This window comes from Halomonas sp. XH26, from assembly GCF_024138895.1.
Lineage (GTDB): Bacteria > Pseudomonadota > Gammaproteobacteria > Pseudomonadales > Halomonadaceae > Vreelandella > Vreelandella alkaliphila.
This window is the reverse complement of sequence record NZ_CP071889.1, coordinates 2,177,146-2,192,805: the sequence shown is the minus strand read 5'-3', so window position 1 is coordinate 2,192,805 and position 15,660 is coordinate 2,177,146. Positions and strand designations below refer to the sequence as shown.

At 51.6% G+C, this 15,660-nt stretch carries 14 protein-coding genes; 11 read left to right on the top strand and 3 right to left on the bottom strand.

The annotated features are described in order from the left end of the window. The first annotated feature begins 43 nt into the window (after nt 1–43). The 5 genes from J4377_RS10180 to J4377_RS10160 all read left to right on the top strand — a co-directional run bounded on the left by J4377_RS10180 (nt 44) and on the right by J4377_RS10160 (nt 4,212). On the top strand, nt 44–1,015 hold the full coding sequence (locus J4377_RS10180) for an ATP-binding protein (RefSeq protein ID WP_253485440.1): 972 nt from the start codon (nt 44–46) through the stop codon (nt 1,013–1,015). 257 nt (nt 1,016–1,272) lie between these two features. Beyond that, on the top strand, nt 1,273–1,848 hold the full coding sequence (locus J4377_RS10175) for a hypothetical protein (RefSeq protein ID WP_253485437.1): 576 nt from the start codon (nt 1,273–1,275) through the stop codon (nt 1,846–1,848). A gap of 419 nt (nt 1,849–2,267) precedes the next feature. Then, complete coding sequence (locus J4377_RS10170) at nt 2,268–2,435, top strand: hypothetical protein (RefSeq protein WP_167520875.1); 168 nt, start codon at nt 2,268–2,270, stop codon at nt 2,433–2,435. A gap of 255 nt (nt 2,436–2,690) precedes the next feature. Next, a complete protein-coding gene (locus J4377_RS10165; protein WP_253485436.1) occupies nt 2,691–3,290 on the top strand; it encodes an O-methyltransferase in 600 nt (199 codons plus the stop codon). A 229-nt stretch (nt 3,291–3,519) separates the two neighbouring features. Further along, nucleotides 3,520–4,212: a hypothetical protein gene (locus J4377_RS10160; RefSeq protein WP_231657061.1), complete on the top strand. Its 693-nt coding sequence runs from the start codon at nt 3,520–3,522 to the stop codon at nt 4,210–4,212. A gap of 62 nt (nt 4,213–4,274) precedes the next feature. Here J4377_RS10160 and J4377_RS10155 read toward each other — a convergent pair whose 3' ends face one another. Further along, nucleotides 4,275–4,874, bottom strand: a complete 600-nt coding sequence (locus J4377_RS10155; protein ID WP_120386837.1) for a cysteine hydrolase family protein — start codon at nt 4,872–4,874, stop codon at nt 4,275–4,277. A 183-nt stretch (nt 4,875–5,057) separates the two neighbouring features. Here J4377_RS10155 and J4377_RS10150 point away from each other — a divergent pair, with 183 nt between their 5' ends. The 4 genes from J4377_RS10150 to J4377_RS10135 all read left to right on the top strand — a co-directional run bounded on the left by J4377_RS10150 (nt 5,058) and on the right by J4377_RS10135 (nt 8,902). Beyond that, nucleotides 5,058–5,468 (top strand): DUF2784 domain-containing protein, encoded by a 411-nt coding sequence (locus tag J4377_RS10150; RefSeq protein ID WP_253485434.1) that lies wholly within the window; start codon nt 5,058–5,060, stop codon nt 5,466–5,468. A 71-nt stretch (nt 5,469–5,539) separates the two neighbouring features. Further along, nucleotides 5,540–6,133 (top strand): LemA family protein, encoded by a 594-nt coding sequence (locus J4377_RS10145; protein WP_038485032.1) that lies wholly within the window; start codon nt 5,540–5,542, stop codon nt 6,131–6,133. 25 nt (nt 6,134–6,158) lie between these two features. Next, nucleotides 6,159–8,129, top strand: a complete 1,971-nt coding sequence (locus J4377_RS10140; RefSeq protein ID WP_253485432.1) for a M48 family metallopeptidase — start codon at nt 6,159–6,161, stop codon at nt 8,127–8,129. A gap of 53 nt (nt 8,130–8,182) precedes the next feature. Next, entirely contained in the window at nt 8,183–8,902 is a 720-nt protein-coding gene (locus J4377_RS10135; protein ID WP_253485431.1) for a ZIP family metal transporter, read from the top strand. Between the two features lie 102 nt (nt 8,903–9,004). Here the strand turns inward: J4377_RS10135 and J4377_RS10130 are convergent, their stop codons facing one another. Continuing rightward, nucleotides 9,005–10,921, bottom strand: coding sequence for a DNA topoisomerase III (locus tag J4377_RS10130; protein WP_253485429.1), 1,917 nt, complete (start codon nt 10,919–10,921; stop codon nt 9,005–9,007). Nucleotides 10,922–11,113: 192 nt separating this feature from the next. Between J4377_RS10130 and J4377_RS10125 the strand changes: the two genes are divergently transcribed. Then, the gene (locus J4377_RS10125) at nt 11,114–12,361 is read left to right on the top strand and encodes an AarF/ABC1/UbiB kinase family protein (protein ID WP_038485007.1); all 1,248 of its coding nucleotides are present in this window, start codon (nt 11,114–11,116) and stop codon (nt 12,359–12,361) included. An 82-nt stretch (nt 12,362–12,443) separates the two neighbouring features. Further along, nucleotides 12,444–14,264 (top strand): SEC-C domain-containing protein, encoded by a 1,821-nt coding sequence (locus J4377_RS10120; RefSeq protein ID WP_120386845.1) that lies wholly within the window; start codon nt 12,444–12,446, stop codon nt 14,262–14,264. A gap of 2 nt (nt 14,265–14,266) precedes the next feature. Here J4377_RS10120 and J4377_RS10115 read toward each other — a convergent pair whose 3' ends face one another. Beyond that, nucleotides 14,267–15,637 (bottom strand): MFS transporter, encoded by a 1,371-nt coding sequence (locus J4377_RS10115; RefSeq protein ID WP_120386846.1) that lies wholly within the window; start codon nt 15,635–15,637, stop codon nt 14,267–14,269. Nucleotides 15,638–15,660 lie beyond the last annotated feature (23 nt).

Sequence of the window (15,660 nt, the reverse complement as noted above, 5' to 3'; positions counted from 1 at the left end):
TATTAGTTAAGCATAGGGTGAGATTTAAAATATGGAAATTAGATTGCCACGTCAATTTCAACCTTCATCTCTAGGTAAACTTCAGGAAGATCTTTCGCAAAGTCAAACTGTAGACAATGTGAACGTTGACTTCTCTCCTTTAGAATTCTCCAAACCAATGGCAATGCTTGTTGCGGGAAGTTATTTCCGCAGGTGGATAAGTAGGCGCCGTGAATTAGGTTTAAGAACTACTAAATCAGGTATTACAGAAAAAAATAATGCTCACTCTTATTTAATGCATCTCGGTTTTTTTGATTATGCTGGTATGAAAGATGTTGGAAAGAACGTAGGTGTTGCAAAAGGAAATACTAGATATTTGCCTATTCGAGAAATAAGACGTGCAGAGTTAGATGAATCTATTGCTGAGACGGGCGAGGAGTTGATCGATGCAATCGTTTTTCTATCTGATGGGTTAGCTAATGTTTTAGCCGGTGAAGACAATGCAGAAGCCAAAAAAGGTTTTAGTTATTCAATTCGCGAAGTGATTAGAAATGCTTTGGAACACTCTGGTTCAGACTCATGTTTCATATGTGGACAACGATGGGTAAATGGTCATTCTGAAATAGCAATAATTGATGAAGGTTGTGGGGTTCACAAAACCCTTTGCACCGCATATGAATTAAAGGAAGAAGATGCGCTGAGAGAGGCTATAAAACCAGGTGTTACGCGTACTCAGAACATGTCTGAAAAAGAAAATATATATAAAAATTCGGGATTTGGTTTATATGTTCTGTCTGAGTTAGGAAATAGCTTTGGTTGGTTTTGTGTAGGAAGTGGGGTAAGAAAGTTAACATGTGAAAATGGCAATAAAGTTGATGCGGAGTTGCCTTTTAAGGGAACATTTGTTGGCATTCACTTAAACAAAAATCCTCGCAGCTTTGCTGGTGTTTTACAAGATATTATTAGTGTTGGTGAAGAAGAAGCTGGAAGAGAAGGTCGGCATAGCGCGGCCTCTGAAATATCTAAAACGGTTTGAGTGAGCTAACAAATTAATCGGTTTCGCGCCTTCGGCGCTGGACGCAGCAAAGCTGCGCTGGTTATTTAGTTGTGATGTTAGCTGCAAGGAATGAGAATGGATTTACATAAGAAATCAATTGCCTATATGTTTAGTAAATTGTGGTTCCCTCTGCTCCACAAACTGCCTTTATGCTAGGCATTAATCAGTGTCGCCTAAATGTCCGCTCGTGGCCGAAAAAAGGCAGCTTAATTAACCTTTGAAGCGTAGTGAAATATATGACATATGGATACAGGCTCAATGTTGAACAACTCATGCTAAAGAGAGCAAACAATTGTTTTGATGAAGCTAAGAAGAGGATGGTTAAGGTTCCTGATTCCGTGCCAGAGTCTGGAAAGCCTTATTTCTTTAAAGGTCCAGGGTTTGAAGATGATGAAACTATAGCGCTCTGTATTGAAGCTATTCTTGGCTGGGCTATTGCATTTGAGGCATTTGTAAATTTGGTCTGGCATGCTCACCCAATTGCTAAAGAAGAGGATGAAAGAAGCTCTGGAAACACAATAGACAAGCTTAAAAAATTGTACAAAATCTCTCGATTGCCTTATGGGGATTCAAGTTGGAGAGCTGGTATTCAGAATCTTTTTGATATGCGTAACTATCTTGTTCATTATAAGGACCCGGTAGTTTATATAGGGTTCAGTTTTGCAGCAAAGTTCCAGCACGATTTCTCAGAAAGAAGCATGCAGAGGATTCAACAAGACGTTCTCTGTGCGTTAAAAGAAATTGGAGGCCTATTTGGTGTTGAAGCTGGATTTATTGATGGTAATTATGATCACTTGGTGTATAGGTATTAATTCAGTTTGGTAGCATTGCTTCGAAGGTCAAGGCCGTTGATAGCGGGCGAGCAGACTAGTGATGACTGAGATTTAGACCTAGCTTAAAATTGTAGCTAACGGTTTCGCTGTCGCTGTATTACCTGTTATTTCAGTTGCGGTGAATGTCCGCTTTTGGCCGATAGCGGCCAAGCCAACTTTGGTGATGCAGAGTTGCATATCCGAGAATCATGGCACTGAATGCATCTGTTGCCAGGGAGAGAATTGCTTAGCCTTTGCTGTTTAGGTGCGTTGTTATTATCTGTATCAACCTGATGGTCGAGAGGAAATTGAACTGACGCCTGATAGCGCCATCGAAGGAAATATCAGATAAAGATCGGCTTTTGCTGACAAGCTATTACTACCCGTTCTTGCAGGATGGGGTCTTCGCGGAGAACTTTATGGACTACGAACATGCAATTGTGAAATTCGAAGACGGGATTGGCACCCTGTTCTGCAACGGCTGCGGCATTATCATCGCTGAGGGTACCCAGCATGAGGATAGAGAGCACTACTGTACCATGTGCATGAGCGGCAATTGTAAAGCAAAATTTAAGGACGGAAACTGACATTTCCAGACCGCCACGCTCCGCGTTTTAGGGAAGGGGGCGTGGAATAGATGTTGTGAACATCATTAATCTGAAAACTCTTTAACATCCGCTCCTGGCCAATTTCAGGCCTTCGATCAATCTGGCGAAGTGCATGATGTGCGTTAAGCTAAAAACGTTACGTTTCTAAGCTAAGTGGGCATGATGTTTTACCATCTTTTGAGCCTGACCAGTCGGCTCTCGTTTTAAAGCTGTTTAGATTGCTAGGGGGCAAGTGTGGTCGAATCATTACGCGAGTTGCTAACTGAGTTAGAGCAATTTGGCCAGGAAAACGATGCTGCCATTGCTGATCGTCCGCATCGTATGCTGAATATCACTCGTGATACGGGGGAGTTTCTTTCAGTACTTACCCAAACCACGGATGCAAAACGAGTGCTGGAGATTGGTACCTCTAATGGCTATTCCACGTTGTGGTTTGCCCAGGCAGCTCAGAAGATTTCCGGGCACGTCACGACAGTAGAGCTTTCCGAATACAAGTTCGATCTGGCCGCCACGAATTTCGAGCGCTCGGGGCTTTCTGACTACATTACCCCGTTGCAATGTAATGCTGGCAAGTTGCTGGAAAGCGTGGACGATTTTTCATTCGATCTGCTCTTTCTCGATTCTAACCGTTCTGAGTATGTACAGTGGTGGCCGAATATTAAGCGGGTCTTGAGAGAAGGTGGGCTTCTTGTGGTGGATAACGCCACTTCTCATGCCGATGAAATGGCTAGTTTTATGGCGCTGGTGTTGGCAGATCCAGAATTCACCACATGTACCGTCCCTGTTGGTAAGGGGGAGTTTCTGGCAACGCGCTGTTTTGGTTTTTCCGCCTGACGAGGTGGTGCTGGCGCTCAATGATCGCAATGAGTGGGAAGTGCCCGCTAGGCGTATTGAGATAATTGGGGCAGTTAATTCAAATGCTAAATTGGTATGTGTTGAATGGTCGCTCCTAGCCGAACCATGAACTTTCCTTCATATTAACAATGGATCAGTTAAAGACCCGCTAGCGTTCATATGTTAGCCATCATAGTAGCGATAGCCCTTAAGCGAGAGGAATGCACCAATGACAGGGACTACTAAACCATCAACGATTGAACTGTTGAGCGACAACCGTGTAAAGGTGATCTTAGCCATCGCCATTATTGCGGTGGTCTGGGCTATCGTTGCGCACACCATTGCAGGGTCGCGACAAGACAGTAAGGAAGCGCTCGAAGCGCGCTTGGCCGAAACTGAGCGAGAGCATCAGCAGATTCAGGCGCAGATGTCTGAGGTCGAAGCCGCAGAGCTTGATCTAGCAACCTTACAGCAGAGAATGAACGCGCTAGAGGTTGAGCAAGCCGAAGCTGAAGCCGAGCTTGCTTCAACGCGAGCGGATATTGCCAATGCTGAAGACGATTTGACCACTTTACGGGGTGAGCGTGAATCTCGCGAAGAAGAGGTTGCCACCCTAAATGAGCAAGTAGACGAAAAGCAGGGCCGCCTAGAAGAATTGAATGAAACATACGCCGAGGTAGATGAGGATAAAAAAGAGGCTGAAGCAGCCCGCGATGCCGCTCAACAGTCGCAGGAAGATGCAGAAGAGGCTCGGAGGCAGGCAGAAGAAGACCTTGAAGAGCTCAACGCTGAGATTGAAGAGGCCAATACCCAGCTTGCCGCGGTCAGTGAGCAGGTAAGTGACTTAGAAAAAACGCGTGATGCGCTTACCATTGAAATCACTTCGCTCAGAGTGATACGCGACGAAGCGCAAACGCCCTAACAAGTTAGGCGCTATAACACCTCCTCCTCGCCGCGCATCAAGTTAAACGATCTCCCCGCTTATTAAACGGGGAGGTCGTCGACGGTATCCACCACTGCGGCATACAGATCTCGCGTTGACGCTAACGCCCCCTCATGAACCGCTTGAGCTGATAACATCTTGCCTTGGTCAGCTTGAAGCGAGCGGGTAGCTGTCGCGCTGGCAACTACTGTTACTTCAAACCCAAGGTTGAATGCACCGTGAGCAGTGGAGTTGACGCACATATGGGTCATGAAACCAGCCAGCACCAGTTTGTTGCAGCCGATCTCTTTTAACTGAGCTTCAAGGTCGGTTTGCACGAAGGAGTTGGGAAACGCTTTAGTGATAACCGGCTCGCCGTCTATCGGCTTCACTATATCCGCGATCTGTCCAATGGGCGCATTAATATCGTAAGGCGATCCTTCCCCGCTATTATGCTGAATATGAATGATCGGAGTACCAGCCTCGCGCGCTTTTTCAAGGAGTTTTTTGGCTTCTACCAGGGCTTCTTCCACGCCTTCTAACTGCATGACGCCTTCCCGGTAGGTATTTTGGCAATCGATAAGGATTAATGCAGACTCAGAAAGTTTGCTAGGGGTGAGCTCAAGCCCTGAAAGTTCACGTAGTGTGACAGGTGTGGTCATTAATAACTCCTTGATGCTATTGATTGTTGTTTAAAAGAGAGCGGCGTCAGTGTAATAACGACAGGCTTATGGCCACAGTCGATGATACAGGTCACAGCGTACATGGGTTCGTTATTCAATATTGGCTAATTTAATTAGCCATTTGTCGATAGGGAGGTTGATCACTTTTTGAGGATGACGTAGATGGCTATGTCTCAACAAACGCTACTGTTACTCCTGGCAGATTTGGTTTTAGTTCTCCATGTGCTGTTTGTGGCGTTTGTTGTCGTCAGTCTGTTAGCCATCTACGCAGGGTATTTCCTGCAATGGCAGTGGGTGCGACATCGGACATTCCGGATCATTCATCTGTGTGCCATTGGTTATGTGGTCGTGCAGGCGTGGTTTGGCATCGTTTGCCCATTAACTACGTGGGAAATGGCGCTACGGGCCAAGGCTGGGGCGGACACTTATGCGGGCTCTTTTGTTCAATATTGGTTGCAGAGCTTGCTTTATTTCACTTTGCCGGAATGGGTATTTATCGTGGTTTATACCCTGTTTGGTAGTTTGGTGCTGGCCAGTTGGTTTGTAGTGCGGCCAAATGCGCGCTTTCGTTAATACGCATCTGAAGCTCAAATGCTATTATTTTTCCGCTAGCACTTTTCCGCTAACTCTAAGGATGGACCCAAATGCTGACACTCATCATTGTTTTGGTAGTCGTTGCCGTTATCGCGTTTTACGTTATCGGAATCTACAACCGTCTTGTTTCGTTGAAAAATCGCTTTGAGAATGCCTTTGCCCAGATTGAAGTACAACTTAAGCGGCGGCATGACCTAATTCCTAACCTGGTAGAGACCGCCAAAGGCTACCTGAGCCATGAGCGGGAAACGCTGCAGTCGGTCATTGAGGCTCGTAACACGGCAGTGGCCGGACTTAAAGCGGCGGCGGCGAACCCTGGTAGCGCCAAAGCGATTGCTGATCTTGGTGGTGCTGAAGGTGCGCTAACTCAAGCGATGGGACGGCTCAATGTCGTCATGGAAGCTTACCCAGACCTAAAAGCTTCGCAAAATATGATGCAGTTGTCAGAAGAGCTCACCAGCACGGAAAACAAGGTGGCTTTTGCACGTCAGTCATTTAACGATGCGGTGATGCACTACAACACTTATCGGCAGAGCTTCCCCCCAGTGGCGGTGGCTGGCATGTTTGGGCATGGCCAAGATGCCTCATTGCTAGAATTTGAAGACAGCGCCCAGATCCAAGTGGCACCCAAAGTGTCGTTCTAAGCTACTGCGCAGGAGCCAGGATTAGATGGATTTTTTCACTGCTCAGGAACACGCTCGGCGCAAAACTTGGCATCTGGTTGTCTTGCTGGTACTAGCAGTGCTGGCGTTGGTTGCCGTGACGACACTGGTGGTTGCCATCGCTTTGCAGCTGATGAGTGGCGCAGAACAAACCAGCCTTTCGGCGCAGGGAGTATGGTCCGCGCTCTCATTCCAGCTAGTTGCTGGTGTGGCTGTCGGGGTGCTGGCTATTGTGGTGCTAGGCGGCCTATTCAAACAACGTCAGCTAAGTGGTGGTGGCCGGGCAGTCGCAGAAGCGCTCGGTGGGCGCGAGATTAATCTAATGACCCAGGACCCCGATGAACGCCGCATTCTCAATGTCGTTGAAGAAATGGCCATTGCATCGGGCACGCCGGTGCCTTCCGTTTATGTCGTAGAGGAAGAGGGCATTAATGCTTTTGCGGCAGGGTACCAAACCAGCGATGCGGTGATCGGTATTACCCGTGGCACCATTCGCAACCTGACACGGGAAGAGTTGCAGGGGGTCGTCGCGCATGAGTTTAGCCATATTCTGTACGGCGACATGCGGCTAAACATACGCTTGGTCAGCATCCTCCACGGTATTCTGCTGATTGGGCTATTGGGCGGTACTTTGCTACGTAGCATGCGCTATCGGCGTGCTGGGGGCAGTAAACGTAACAACTCCGCGGCGGTAATTTTGGGGTTGGGAGCGGCGCTAATGGTGGTCGGCTATGCGGGCACCTTTTTTGGCAACCTGATTAAGTCAGCGGTCAGTCGTCAGCGCGAATATCTGGCGGATGCTTCCGCAGTTCAGTTCACCCGTAATCCCTATGGCATTGGTAATGCGCTGGTTAAGATTGGCTCGCATAGCCAGGGTTCTTACCTGAAAGCGCCGCAGGCAGCCGAATTCAGCCACCTGTTTTTCGGCCAGGGCATCAAGCTGGGATTTACGCGTATGATGGCGACCCACCCGCCACTAAAAGAGCGTATTCAGCGGGTAATGCCAGACTGGGATGGTCGCTTCGAGGTTCGCTGGCCCCCGCAGCAAACTGACCATGACGCCCCTGGCTCAGTAGATAATGAAGATGATAGTGAAGATGGCAGTAAAGACCGTTCTGATGCGAAACTAAGCAGAGGGACGTTAGCTGCTGTATTAACCGCGGCTTCTGCTCAAGCGGCCATTAACGCCATCGGCCAGCCCAGTCAACGCCACCTGGCGCAAGCCAGGGCAACGCTAAATGCGCTGCCAGAACGAATCAAAACTGCGGCCCAGGAACCCTATACCGCCCGAGCGTTAATTTATGCACTACTGCTAAGTGATGAACCATCAGTTCGTGAGCAGCAGTTAGATGCATTACAACAAATTGCCTTGCCAGATACTTATCAAGCGCTGATGGACATTGGCCCTGAGGTATTGAGGCTGAATATCGGGTTACGTCTACCACTGGTTGAGTTGGCACTACCAGCCTTAAAGTTGCTGTCCGTTGAGCAGGCTCAGCACTTTCGCCTCTGTATGGAGCAATTAATCAACGCGGATGGCCACGTCAGCTTGTTTGAATGGGCGCTGTATCAGCTGCTGTTGAACAATCTGGGCGAAAAGAACAGCGTGCTCTCACATCTTAAACTCAGTGATTTACAGCGAGAGTGCCAGCGCCTGCTCAGTGTGTTGGCAACTGCTGGCCAGGATAATTCTGAAGAGATTAGCGCAGCGCTGAATGCAGCGGAAAGCGAGCTGCCGTTCGCCTTGTCTGCCACTGACGAAGTAAGTGATATGCAGGCATTAAGCTTGGCTGTGGAGCGTTTACGACGTTTAAAGCCGCTGCAAAAGCCCGTTTTTCTGCAAGCCATGGCGCGCTGCATTGAGCATAGCGGACATATTCGCCCGGCCGAAGCAGAGTTGTTCCGGGTAATAGCCGATATTCTCGACTGCCCGATGCCGCCACTGCTGTCGGACGAGTTATCAAGTTCTGTAAAGTAGAGAGAGTATTGTTTGAATATTAAGGTCTATAAGAAAAGTGATAGCCAATATCGATGACTGAAATTACCTATATCTTATTATTATCATTGCTGGCTGGCGCGGCAATGCCCACGGGGGCATTGCTCGCTCGGCTTGATCTTGTGCACCCCTATTTCTTGGGTGCTTCTTGGCGGCATTTCATCATTGCTTTTGGCGGGGGTGCGCTTATATCGGCAGTCGCTTTGGTGCTAGCTCCTGAGGGAGCGAGCAAGCTGTCTCCTTTATTGGCCGCGTTGTGCTTTGCCGCGGGAGGGGTATGCTTTTATCTTTTGGATGCTTTTTTAAGTAGGCTGAACAGCTCTGTTGGTCAACTGGTTGCGATGCTTTCTGATTTTGTTCCAGAAGCCATTGCTTTAGGCGCAGCTTTCGCCGCTGGAGGAAGCGCTGGCTTATTGCTGGCGCTGCTAATGGTTTTGCAAAACTTACCGGAAGGGTTTAATGCCTTTGAGGAGTTAAGTAGTAACTCTCAACTCTCACCAAATAAAATCGTGCTAGCTTTTAGCGGTTTAGCGTTAGTAGGTCCTGCCTCTGCCGCCACAGGGTATTATTTGCTGTCCCAGTATGACGAGTTGATGGGCGCTTTAATGCTGTTCGCCAGTGCGGGAATTCTTTACTTAGTTTTCCAGGATATTGCACCAGAATCTAAGCTTGTACATCAAAGCATGCCCGCAGTGGGAGCAGTTACTGGCTTCTTGCTCGGTTTAGTCGGCAATATGATGATTGCTGGTGGCTAATAAAGTCAGCTATGAGTTGTGATCAATTGGGATGATCTCAAGCCGTCTCCTGCCACTCATCTATCAGCGTCAAGTAAGCAATGTGCGCTTATAAGCTTTCTTTTAGCTCGTCTTCTTTCTGGCCCCGGCACTTTTCCTTTTTGGATAACTTTTTCTTGGCTTAGTTGCACGTTTTGCTGGGCCTCCGGCCTCACCTTGGGCAGTTTGTAGGCTGTGTCTCAGCTTGGCCGCATCGCTGTGGGTGAGTAGGCCACGTAGATCATCCAGGAGTGCTTGCTGAAATGCGCTGGGGTCATCCTGCTGTTCTGAGATCGCCCTAAGCCGCTGTTCCCAAAGCGCAGTGCGTTCTGGCGTGCTTACGGCGCTTGGCAAGGCGGCAATCAGCGCGCAGCCGAGTTTAGTGGCACGCAGGGCTTTTTGCTGCCGCACTAAGTAGCCACGCTGCACCAGCGTTTCAATAATACCTGCACGGGTTGCTTCGGTGCCAAGGCCATCGGTGTCACGCAGCGTGCGGCGCACGTTAGGGTCATCTACGTAGCGGCCAATGTTCATCATCGCTTTAATCAAGCTGGCATCAGTGAATGGTTCCGGCGGGCGAGTTTCTTTCTCCTCAACGCCTGCGCCAAGCGCTTGGCAGGCTTCCCCCTGAGTGAGCGGCGGTAGCGGCGGAGTTTCGTCGCGGGTGGTGAAGAGTGGCTTCCAACCGTGATCAAGAATGCTCTGGCCGCGGGCACGGAAAGCTTCATCTAGCAGGGTGAACTCTGCTTTCACCTCAAAGGTGCGCAGCGGCCGATAAAACTGCGCCATCACATTGCGCACAATTAACCGAAATACATGGCCTTCAGTGGCGGAAAGTTGGCTAAAGTCTGCAGGCTTGCCGGTGGGCGCTAGGGCATGGTGCGCGCCTACCTGTTTGTCGTTCCAGGCTTTTGAGCGCAGGGTAAAGTCAGCACCGCCCAACCACTGGCGCAGCGTGTCATCGTTCTGGCAGGCGCTGCTTAAGCTGCGCTGGGCCAGCGCTAGATGCTCTTCGGGCAGGTAGCGGCAGTCGGAACGGGGGTAGGTAATTAACTTGTGCTGTTCATAAAGCCGCTGGCAAATATCCAGCACCATCTGTGCGGAGAGCCCGTGGCGGCGCGCGGCGTCTACTTGTAACGCGGAAAGCGAATAGGGTAGCGGCGGCGCTTGGCGTTTTTCCTGTTGATCGAGGGTGGTTAGGGTGCCTCGTGCGCCGGGAAGCTGTGCTGCTAAGGCATCGGCGGGAGTGCGATCAATCAGCCGTCCTTGCTCATCTAAGGGCTGGTGCTCTTTAGGTGCCCACCAGGCGCGCAGCTGGCCTTGGGCCACTTGTAAATCCACCCATAGCGGGTAAAACGGGTGAGGCTTGAAATCACGAATGGCATTGTCGCGGCGCACGATCAATCCGAGTACTGGTGTTTGCACACGGCCAACGGAAAGCACGCCGTCATGTCCCGCTTGGCGGCCGGTGAGTGTCCAGGCACGGGTTAAGTTAATGCCATACAGCCAGTCAGCACGCGAGCGCGCCTGGGCCGCTTGAAACAGCGGCTGGTATTCCATATTGGAGCGCAGCTTGGCCAGCGCACGGCTCACGGCGGGTTTGTTAAGGTCACTGATCAGCAGCCTCTGAACGGGGCCGCGATACTTCATGTACTCAATTACTTCCTGCACCAGTAGCTGGCCTTCGCGGTCTGGATCGCCAGCGTGCACCACGCTAGTGGCCTGCTTAATCAGCTTGCGAATCACTGCCAGTTGCCCTCGCGCCTTGGGGCGCGGCATCAGTTTCCACTGCTGCGGCACAATGGGTAGCCGATCTAGCCGCCACTGTTTATCGGCAGGATCGTAGGCTTCGGGCGGGGCTTGTTCTAGCAAGTGGCCTAGGCACCAAGTGACGGTGGTGTCGCCGCAGACCATAGCGCCTTCCTGGCGTTTTGCGCTGCCGGGCAGCGCGTCGGCTATGGCCCGTGCAAGGCTGGGTTTCTCGGCGATAATCAAGCGCATACAGTGTCTAGCCCTGTCTGGTAACAACAAGTTGCCATCTTAGCAGAACCGGCAACAGGTTAGCGTCTAGCTCGTGTGATAGATGGCTAGTAGGTTGTTTTGTAGATGGATGAATTTATTTCTGTGTATAGTTTTTGTATAAAATTAACAAATTGAGTAAGCTGTCAAAAAGCAATTAATGAGGCGATTTCCATGCGCGAGCGCGGCAGAACACGACGTTTATTGGGTCTGGGTGCCCGCACTGGCGGGGCGCTGCTGAAAACTCGTCTAGGTGGTCAAGCTGATTGGCGGGCGCTTGGTGAAGCGCTGTTTGAAGGGCTTTCGGAGCTGAAAGGTCCGGCCATGAAGCTAGCGCAAATTATGTCCCAGTGGGATGACCTGCTGCCCCCAGACCTAGCTAATGAGCTTGCTCGCTTGCAGCGTCAAGCAGAGCCAATGCCTTGGCCGCGTATTCGTGAAGCGCTGCTACTGCAGTACGGCGATATTGATCAGTACTTTAGCGATATAGAAGAGCGTCCGTTTGCCAGTGCTTCCATGGGGCAGGTGCATAAAGCCGTCACCCATGAGGGTGAAACCGTGGTGCTAAAAGTGCAGTACCCTGGGCTTGCGGATGTGTTGGAAAGCGATCTTAAGCAGGTCAAACGGATAATGAGCTTGGGCCGCTGGTTCAAAGTACCCCAAGCGCGTTTGGATGCGCTGTTTGAAGAGTTGGCGGCGGGGCTGCGTGAAGAGTTGGATTATCACGCCGAAGCACGAGCGCTGGCTCGCTATCGCGAGCGGTACCAGGATAATCCTCAGTTGGTCATACCTGAGCCACTGTTTGAGCTATCTGGCCAGCATGTCCTTGCTATGCGCTTTGTAGACGGTACACCGCTGCGGGATTTAGAAAGCACCGATGATGGCACTCGTCAGAAAGTGGCCGTGGCGTTGGCTGATTGGATTACCGAAGAGCTGTTCACCTATCGAGAGCTGCATGCCGACCCCCACGCCGGTAACTTTGCGGCGGATGCTGAAGGGCGCTTGGTCATCTACGATTTTGGTGCAGTGATACCTGTGCCCGAAGCGCGTCTAAAAGCCATGATGCAGCTATTAGACGCCACCTTGGCGCAAGACCCGATGGCAATGGATGATGCGTTAATGAAAATGGGCGGCCGCCAGGGGCAGGGTGCGCCGCTAGCGCTTTATCGAGAGTCCGCTGAGTGCGTGTCGCCACTATTTTTCCCTGGTGAGCAGGATTTCAGCGATGTGCGGGTACACCGCCGCCTGCGCGAGCTAACGCCCAAAGTGTGGGCTGCCATGGATCGGCTGCAACCGCCTGCGGATACCTTGCTGCTCTCCCGGGCGCTGAATGGGCACTATTGGAACTTGGTACGTCTGAAAGCGCGTCTGGATATGCATACGCGCACCGAGCCGCTGCTAGCCTGGGCGCGTAGACCCTAACTAATTGCCGCTGCGGGAGAGCTGCCTGTCATGCTAGACTATTGCGCTTTTCAATCGCGTTTTGAAGACAGTGGAGACGGCAATGCTGGCGGTATGGGTCGATCAACTGCTGGGATTTGCCTCTGGGGCACTCTCGGCAATTAGGAAACAGGAACACTACCCCGATTTTATGACCTGGGTACGTGCCGAAGGCGCAGATTCGTTTAATGGCGATGTGGCAACTGCCCAGGCGCTTGCGCCTATTTTATGGTCGCAAACGCCGCTAGAGCGGCTTAATTTTGCGAACGAACCATTGGCCACACCAGGGCGTAACGAGCCTTGCTGGTGTGATTCAGGGCGTAAATTCAAACAGTGCTGCTACCGCGTTGACTTCCCCACGGATATTCCTGAGCAGATGATGTGGATGCTTTCCCTGCGTGAGTGGAAAGGTGCTACGTTGAAAGCAGCGCTGGAAAGTCAGCAAGCACCTGCCCAGGCGTTATTAGAAGCCGGGCTAATTGCTGCTGAAAGCGGTCAAACCGGTCGTTCAATGCAGATTCTTGAGTCACTGTTCGACGGTAGTGATTGGTCGCGCTTGCCGGAGCAGGCCGAGCCTGCGTTTGAAATTCTGTTAGATATCTATCAAGAGCGTGGGTTTACCCGCAAGCGTGCTGACCTGCTTGATGATGTTATGGAGCGCGGCCCACTGTTTTTGCGCGGCGTGGCGCTTGAGCGGTTGTGCCTCATGCACCTGGATAACGACGACTTGGACAGCGCCCGCGCTGCGTTCGTAAAAGCCCAGCAGGCACTACCGGATTCACCGACGCTAGCCTACATTGAAGCCATGTTGCTGCTGCATGAAGGTCATGAGGAAGAGGCCAAAGAGCGAGCTAACTTCTGGTACCGCCGCTTGGTTCGCCAGGGCGACTTGGATGAAGAGCAGCTCGAATTCCTTGCTGCTCTAGCTGAAAATCCTGGTGCCACCTTGGCCGACCAGCTGTTGAGCGCCGAAGAAGATATGGCGACTCCGCTAGTATCGCTACAGGCGCTGTTGGCGGCACTTCCAATCGCACCGAAGCTGACCATTGAGCAAGATGCCGATTCCGGTAGGTTGCACTACACCACCACTGCTCGTGAAGAAACCCTGTTTGCGGCTTGGCACGAACAGTTTCAGGTCATGGTCGATGAAGAGGTCGCCTTGGGCTTTCGCGATGACCCTTGGGGCAACGCGATAGAGTGGATGTCTGAGCTATGTGCTCACCCAGAATGGTTAGATGCCCCCCAGGTAGTGCAAGATGTAACGTTAGCACTGACCAGCCGCTTTGGTAGCCTGCCGTGGATGGCGCCGAGCCTGCTGGAACCGCTGGCACTGCGCCTTTCTCGCTGGCTTGAGCAGGCCCGTGCAGCCGGTGACGGTAGCCTGTGTTGGGATGATGCCGATAACGCCATGCTGCTGCGTACCGGCCTTGCGCTGGTGGTGGGCATGGAGCGCGGCGCGCGCCAGCACTCCCGTGAGTTGGCTGAAGAGCTGCTAGCCATAGACCAGGAAGATAGTCTTGGCTTAAGAGAGTTAGTACTTGATCAATTGCTGCGTGATGACCGCAATGAAGAAGCGCTAGCGCTCACTGATGAGCCCCAAAAAGATGATGGCTCTTTAGAGTTGGGTTTATTAATGGGCCGTACGCTGGCGCTGTATCGATTGGAAAAGCACGATGCCGCTGAAGCAGCGCTGGCGGATGTGGTCGCTCATAATCGCCATGCGATAGAGTTGTTATGTGCCGAGAACCCGCGGCCTTCAATGCCTCACGCGGATGGGCAAGTCGATCCTGGCTCCCGTGCGGAAGCGTGGCAGTATCGTACCTTGATGCGTGACCAGTGGCGCACCACGCCAGGGGCGCTGGCGTGGTTGGCGGATCACCGCTAGCTTTATTTTGCCTCTGCGATCACTGGGGTAGGCACCAACTGCTTATCCCGGCTGATCCAGATGGCTAGCAGAATGGCGGGCAAACCGAGTAGGGTGGCCACTACGAAGAAAGTGGCGTATCCCTGGGCCGTGACGACCAGCCCGCCAAAACCGCTCAGAAACTTCCCTGGTAATGTCATTAGCGACGAAAACAGTGCGTATTGGGTGGCGGTATAAGCCCGCGACGTTAAGCTGGAAAGAAATGCAATAAAGACGGCGCTGGCTAAGCCATTGGCAAGATTATCGCCAATAATGGTGACGACCAGCATGGGGAGTTGGTTGCCTATCAACGCTAACGCGGCAAACAGCAGGTTGGTCACCATGACAAAGCCTGCGCCAATGACCAGCAATGGCCCAATGCCGTAGCGAGCAACCAGCAAGCCGCCAAGAATGCCCCCCGTTATACTCATGGCAATACCAAAAATATTGGTGACGTTGGCGATGGTGGCCAGTGAAAAGCCTAAATCGATATACAGCGGATTTGCCATAGAGGCCATGGCAAGGTCGCTAATTCGGAACACCGCGATAAACACTAAAATGCCCAACGCCTTCACCCCGTAGCGGCGGAAGAAGTCGGTAAAAGGGCACACAATGGCACCAATCACCCAAGCACCTAGACGTCGCAAAACTTTTGGCTGGCCACGGCTGGCACGAATGAATGCGCGTACCTTGGGTTCGTGAATGAGCTGAACCGTCAACGATGCGCGCTTTGGTTCAGGTCGAATCAGCACGGTGAGCACGCCAATGCCCACAAGCGCAGCCATGCAGAGATACGCTGCGTTCCAGGAAATCGCTGATGCCACATACAGCGCCCCGGCACCTGCCGCTAATAGCCCACCGCGGTAACCGATAATGTAAGTAGAGGCCATCGCTGCTTGTACATCGTCATCTGCGGATTCGATGCGATACGCGTCAATGGCGATATCTTGGGTGGCCGAACCAAAGGCTATCAGCAGCGCAAAGGCTGCTACCCAGCCTAAGTTGCCTACGGGACTGACTCCCGCTAAGCCAATTAGCCCTGCCGCAATCATCCCCTGGGCAAGCAGCATCCAGCCACGTCGCTGGCCAAGCGTGCGGGTCAGGATTGGCAGGGCAAGCCGGTCAACGATAGGCGCCCAAAAAAACTTGATTGAGTAGAGCATGCCAATCCAGGCGAAGAAGCCAATGGCGGCCACTTCAACGCCGTCACTGCGTAGCCATGCAGAGAGAGTGGAAAACACCAGCAAAAAAGGTAAGCCTGCTGAAAAACCTAGAAACAGCATGGTGATGACAGGCGCACGACAGTAAATACCTAACGCATCCAGCCAGCTGCGCTGGGGAGTAGGGGTGGGCATATTGGTTAACACTCCAGGAAAGA

What these genes read in the sequence shown, in the direction of transcription:
- J4377_RS10175 (WP_253485437.1), top strand. Translation starts at nt 1,273, where the DNA reads ATGACATATGGATACAGGCTCAATGTTGAACAACTCATGCTAAAGAGA.
- J4377_RS10170 (WP_167520875.1), top strand. Translation starts at nt 2,268, where the DNA reads ATGGACTACGAACATGCAATTGTGAAATTCGAAGACGGGATTGGCACC.
- J4377_RS10160 (WP_231657061.1), top strand. Translation starts at nt 3,520, where the DNA reads ATGACAGGGACTACTAAACCATCAACGATTGAACTGTTGAGCGACAAC.
- J4377_RS10155 (WP_120386837.1), bottom strand. Translation starts at nt 4,874, where the DNA reads ATGACCACACCTGTCACACTACGTGAACTTTCAGGGCTTGAGCTCACC.
- J4377_RS10150 (WP_253485434.1), top strand. Translation starts at nt 5,058, where the DNA reads ATGGCTATGTCTCAACAAACGCTACTGTTACTCCTGGCAGATTTGGTT.
- J4377_RS10145 (WP_038485032.1), top strand. Translation starts at nt 5,540, where the DNA reads ATGCTGACACTCATCATTGTTTTGGTAGTCGTTGCCGTTATCGCGTTT.
- J4377_RS10140 (WP_253485432.1), top strand. Translation starts at nt 6,159, where the DNA reads ATGGATTTTTTCACTGCTCAGGAACACGCTCGGCGCAAAACTTGGCAT.
- J4377_RS10135 (WP_253485431.1), top strand. Translation starts at nt 8,183, where the DNA reads ATGACTGAAATTACCTATATCTTATTATTATCATTGCTGGCTGGCGCG.
- J4377_RS10130 (WP_253485429.1), bottom strand. Translation starts at nt 10,921, where the DNA reads ATGCGCTTGATTATCGCCGAGAAACCCAGCCTTGCACGGGCCATAGCC.
- J4377_RS10125 (WP_038485007.1), top strand. Translation starts at nt 11,114, where the DNA reads ATGCGCGAGCGCGGCAGAACACGACGTTTATTGGGTCTGGGTGCCCGC.
- J4377_RS10120 (WP_120386845.1), top strand. Translation starts at nt 12,444, where the DNA reads ATGCTGGCGGTATGGGTCGATCAACTGCTGGGATTTGCCTCTGGGGCA.
- J4377_RS10115 (WP_120386846.1), bottom strand. Translation starts at nt 15,637, where the DNA reads ATGCCCACCCCTACTCCCCAGCGCAGCTGGCTGGATGCGTTAGGTATT.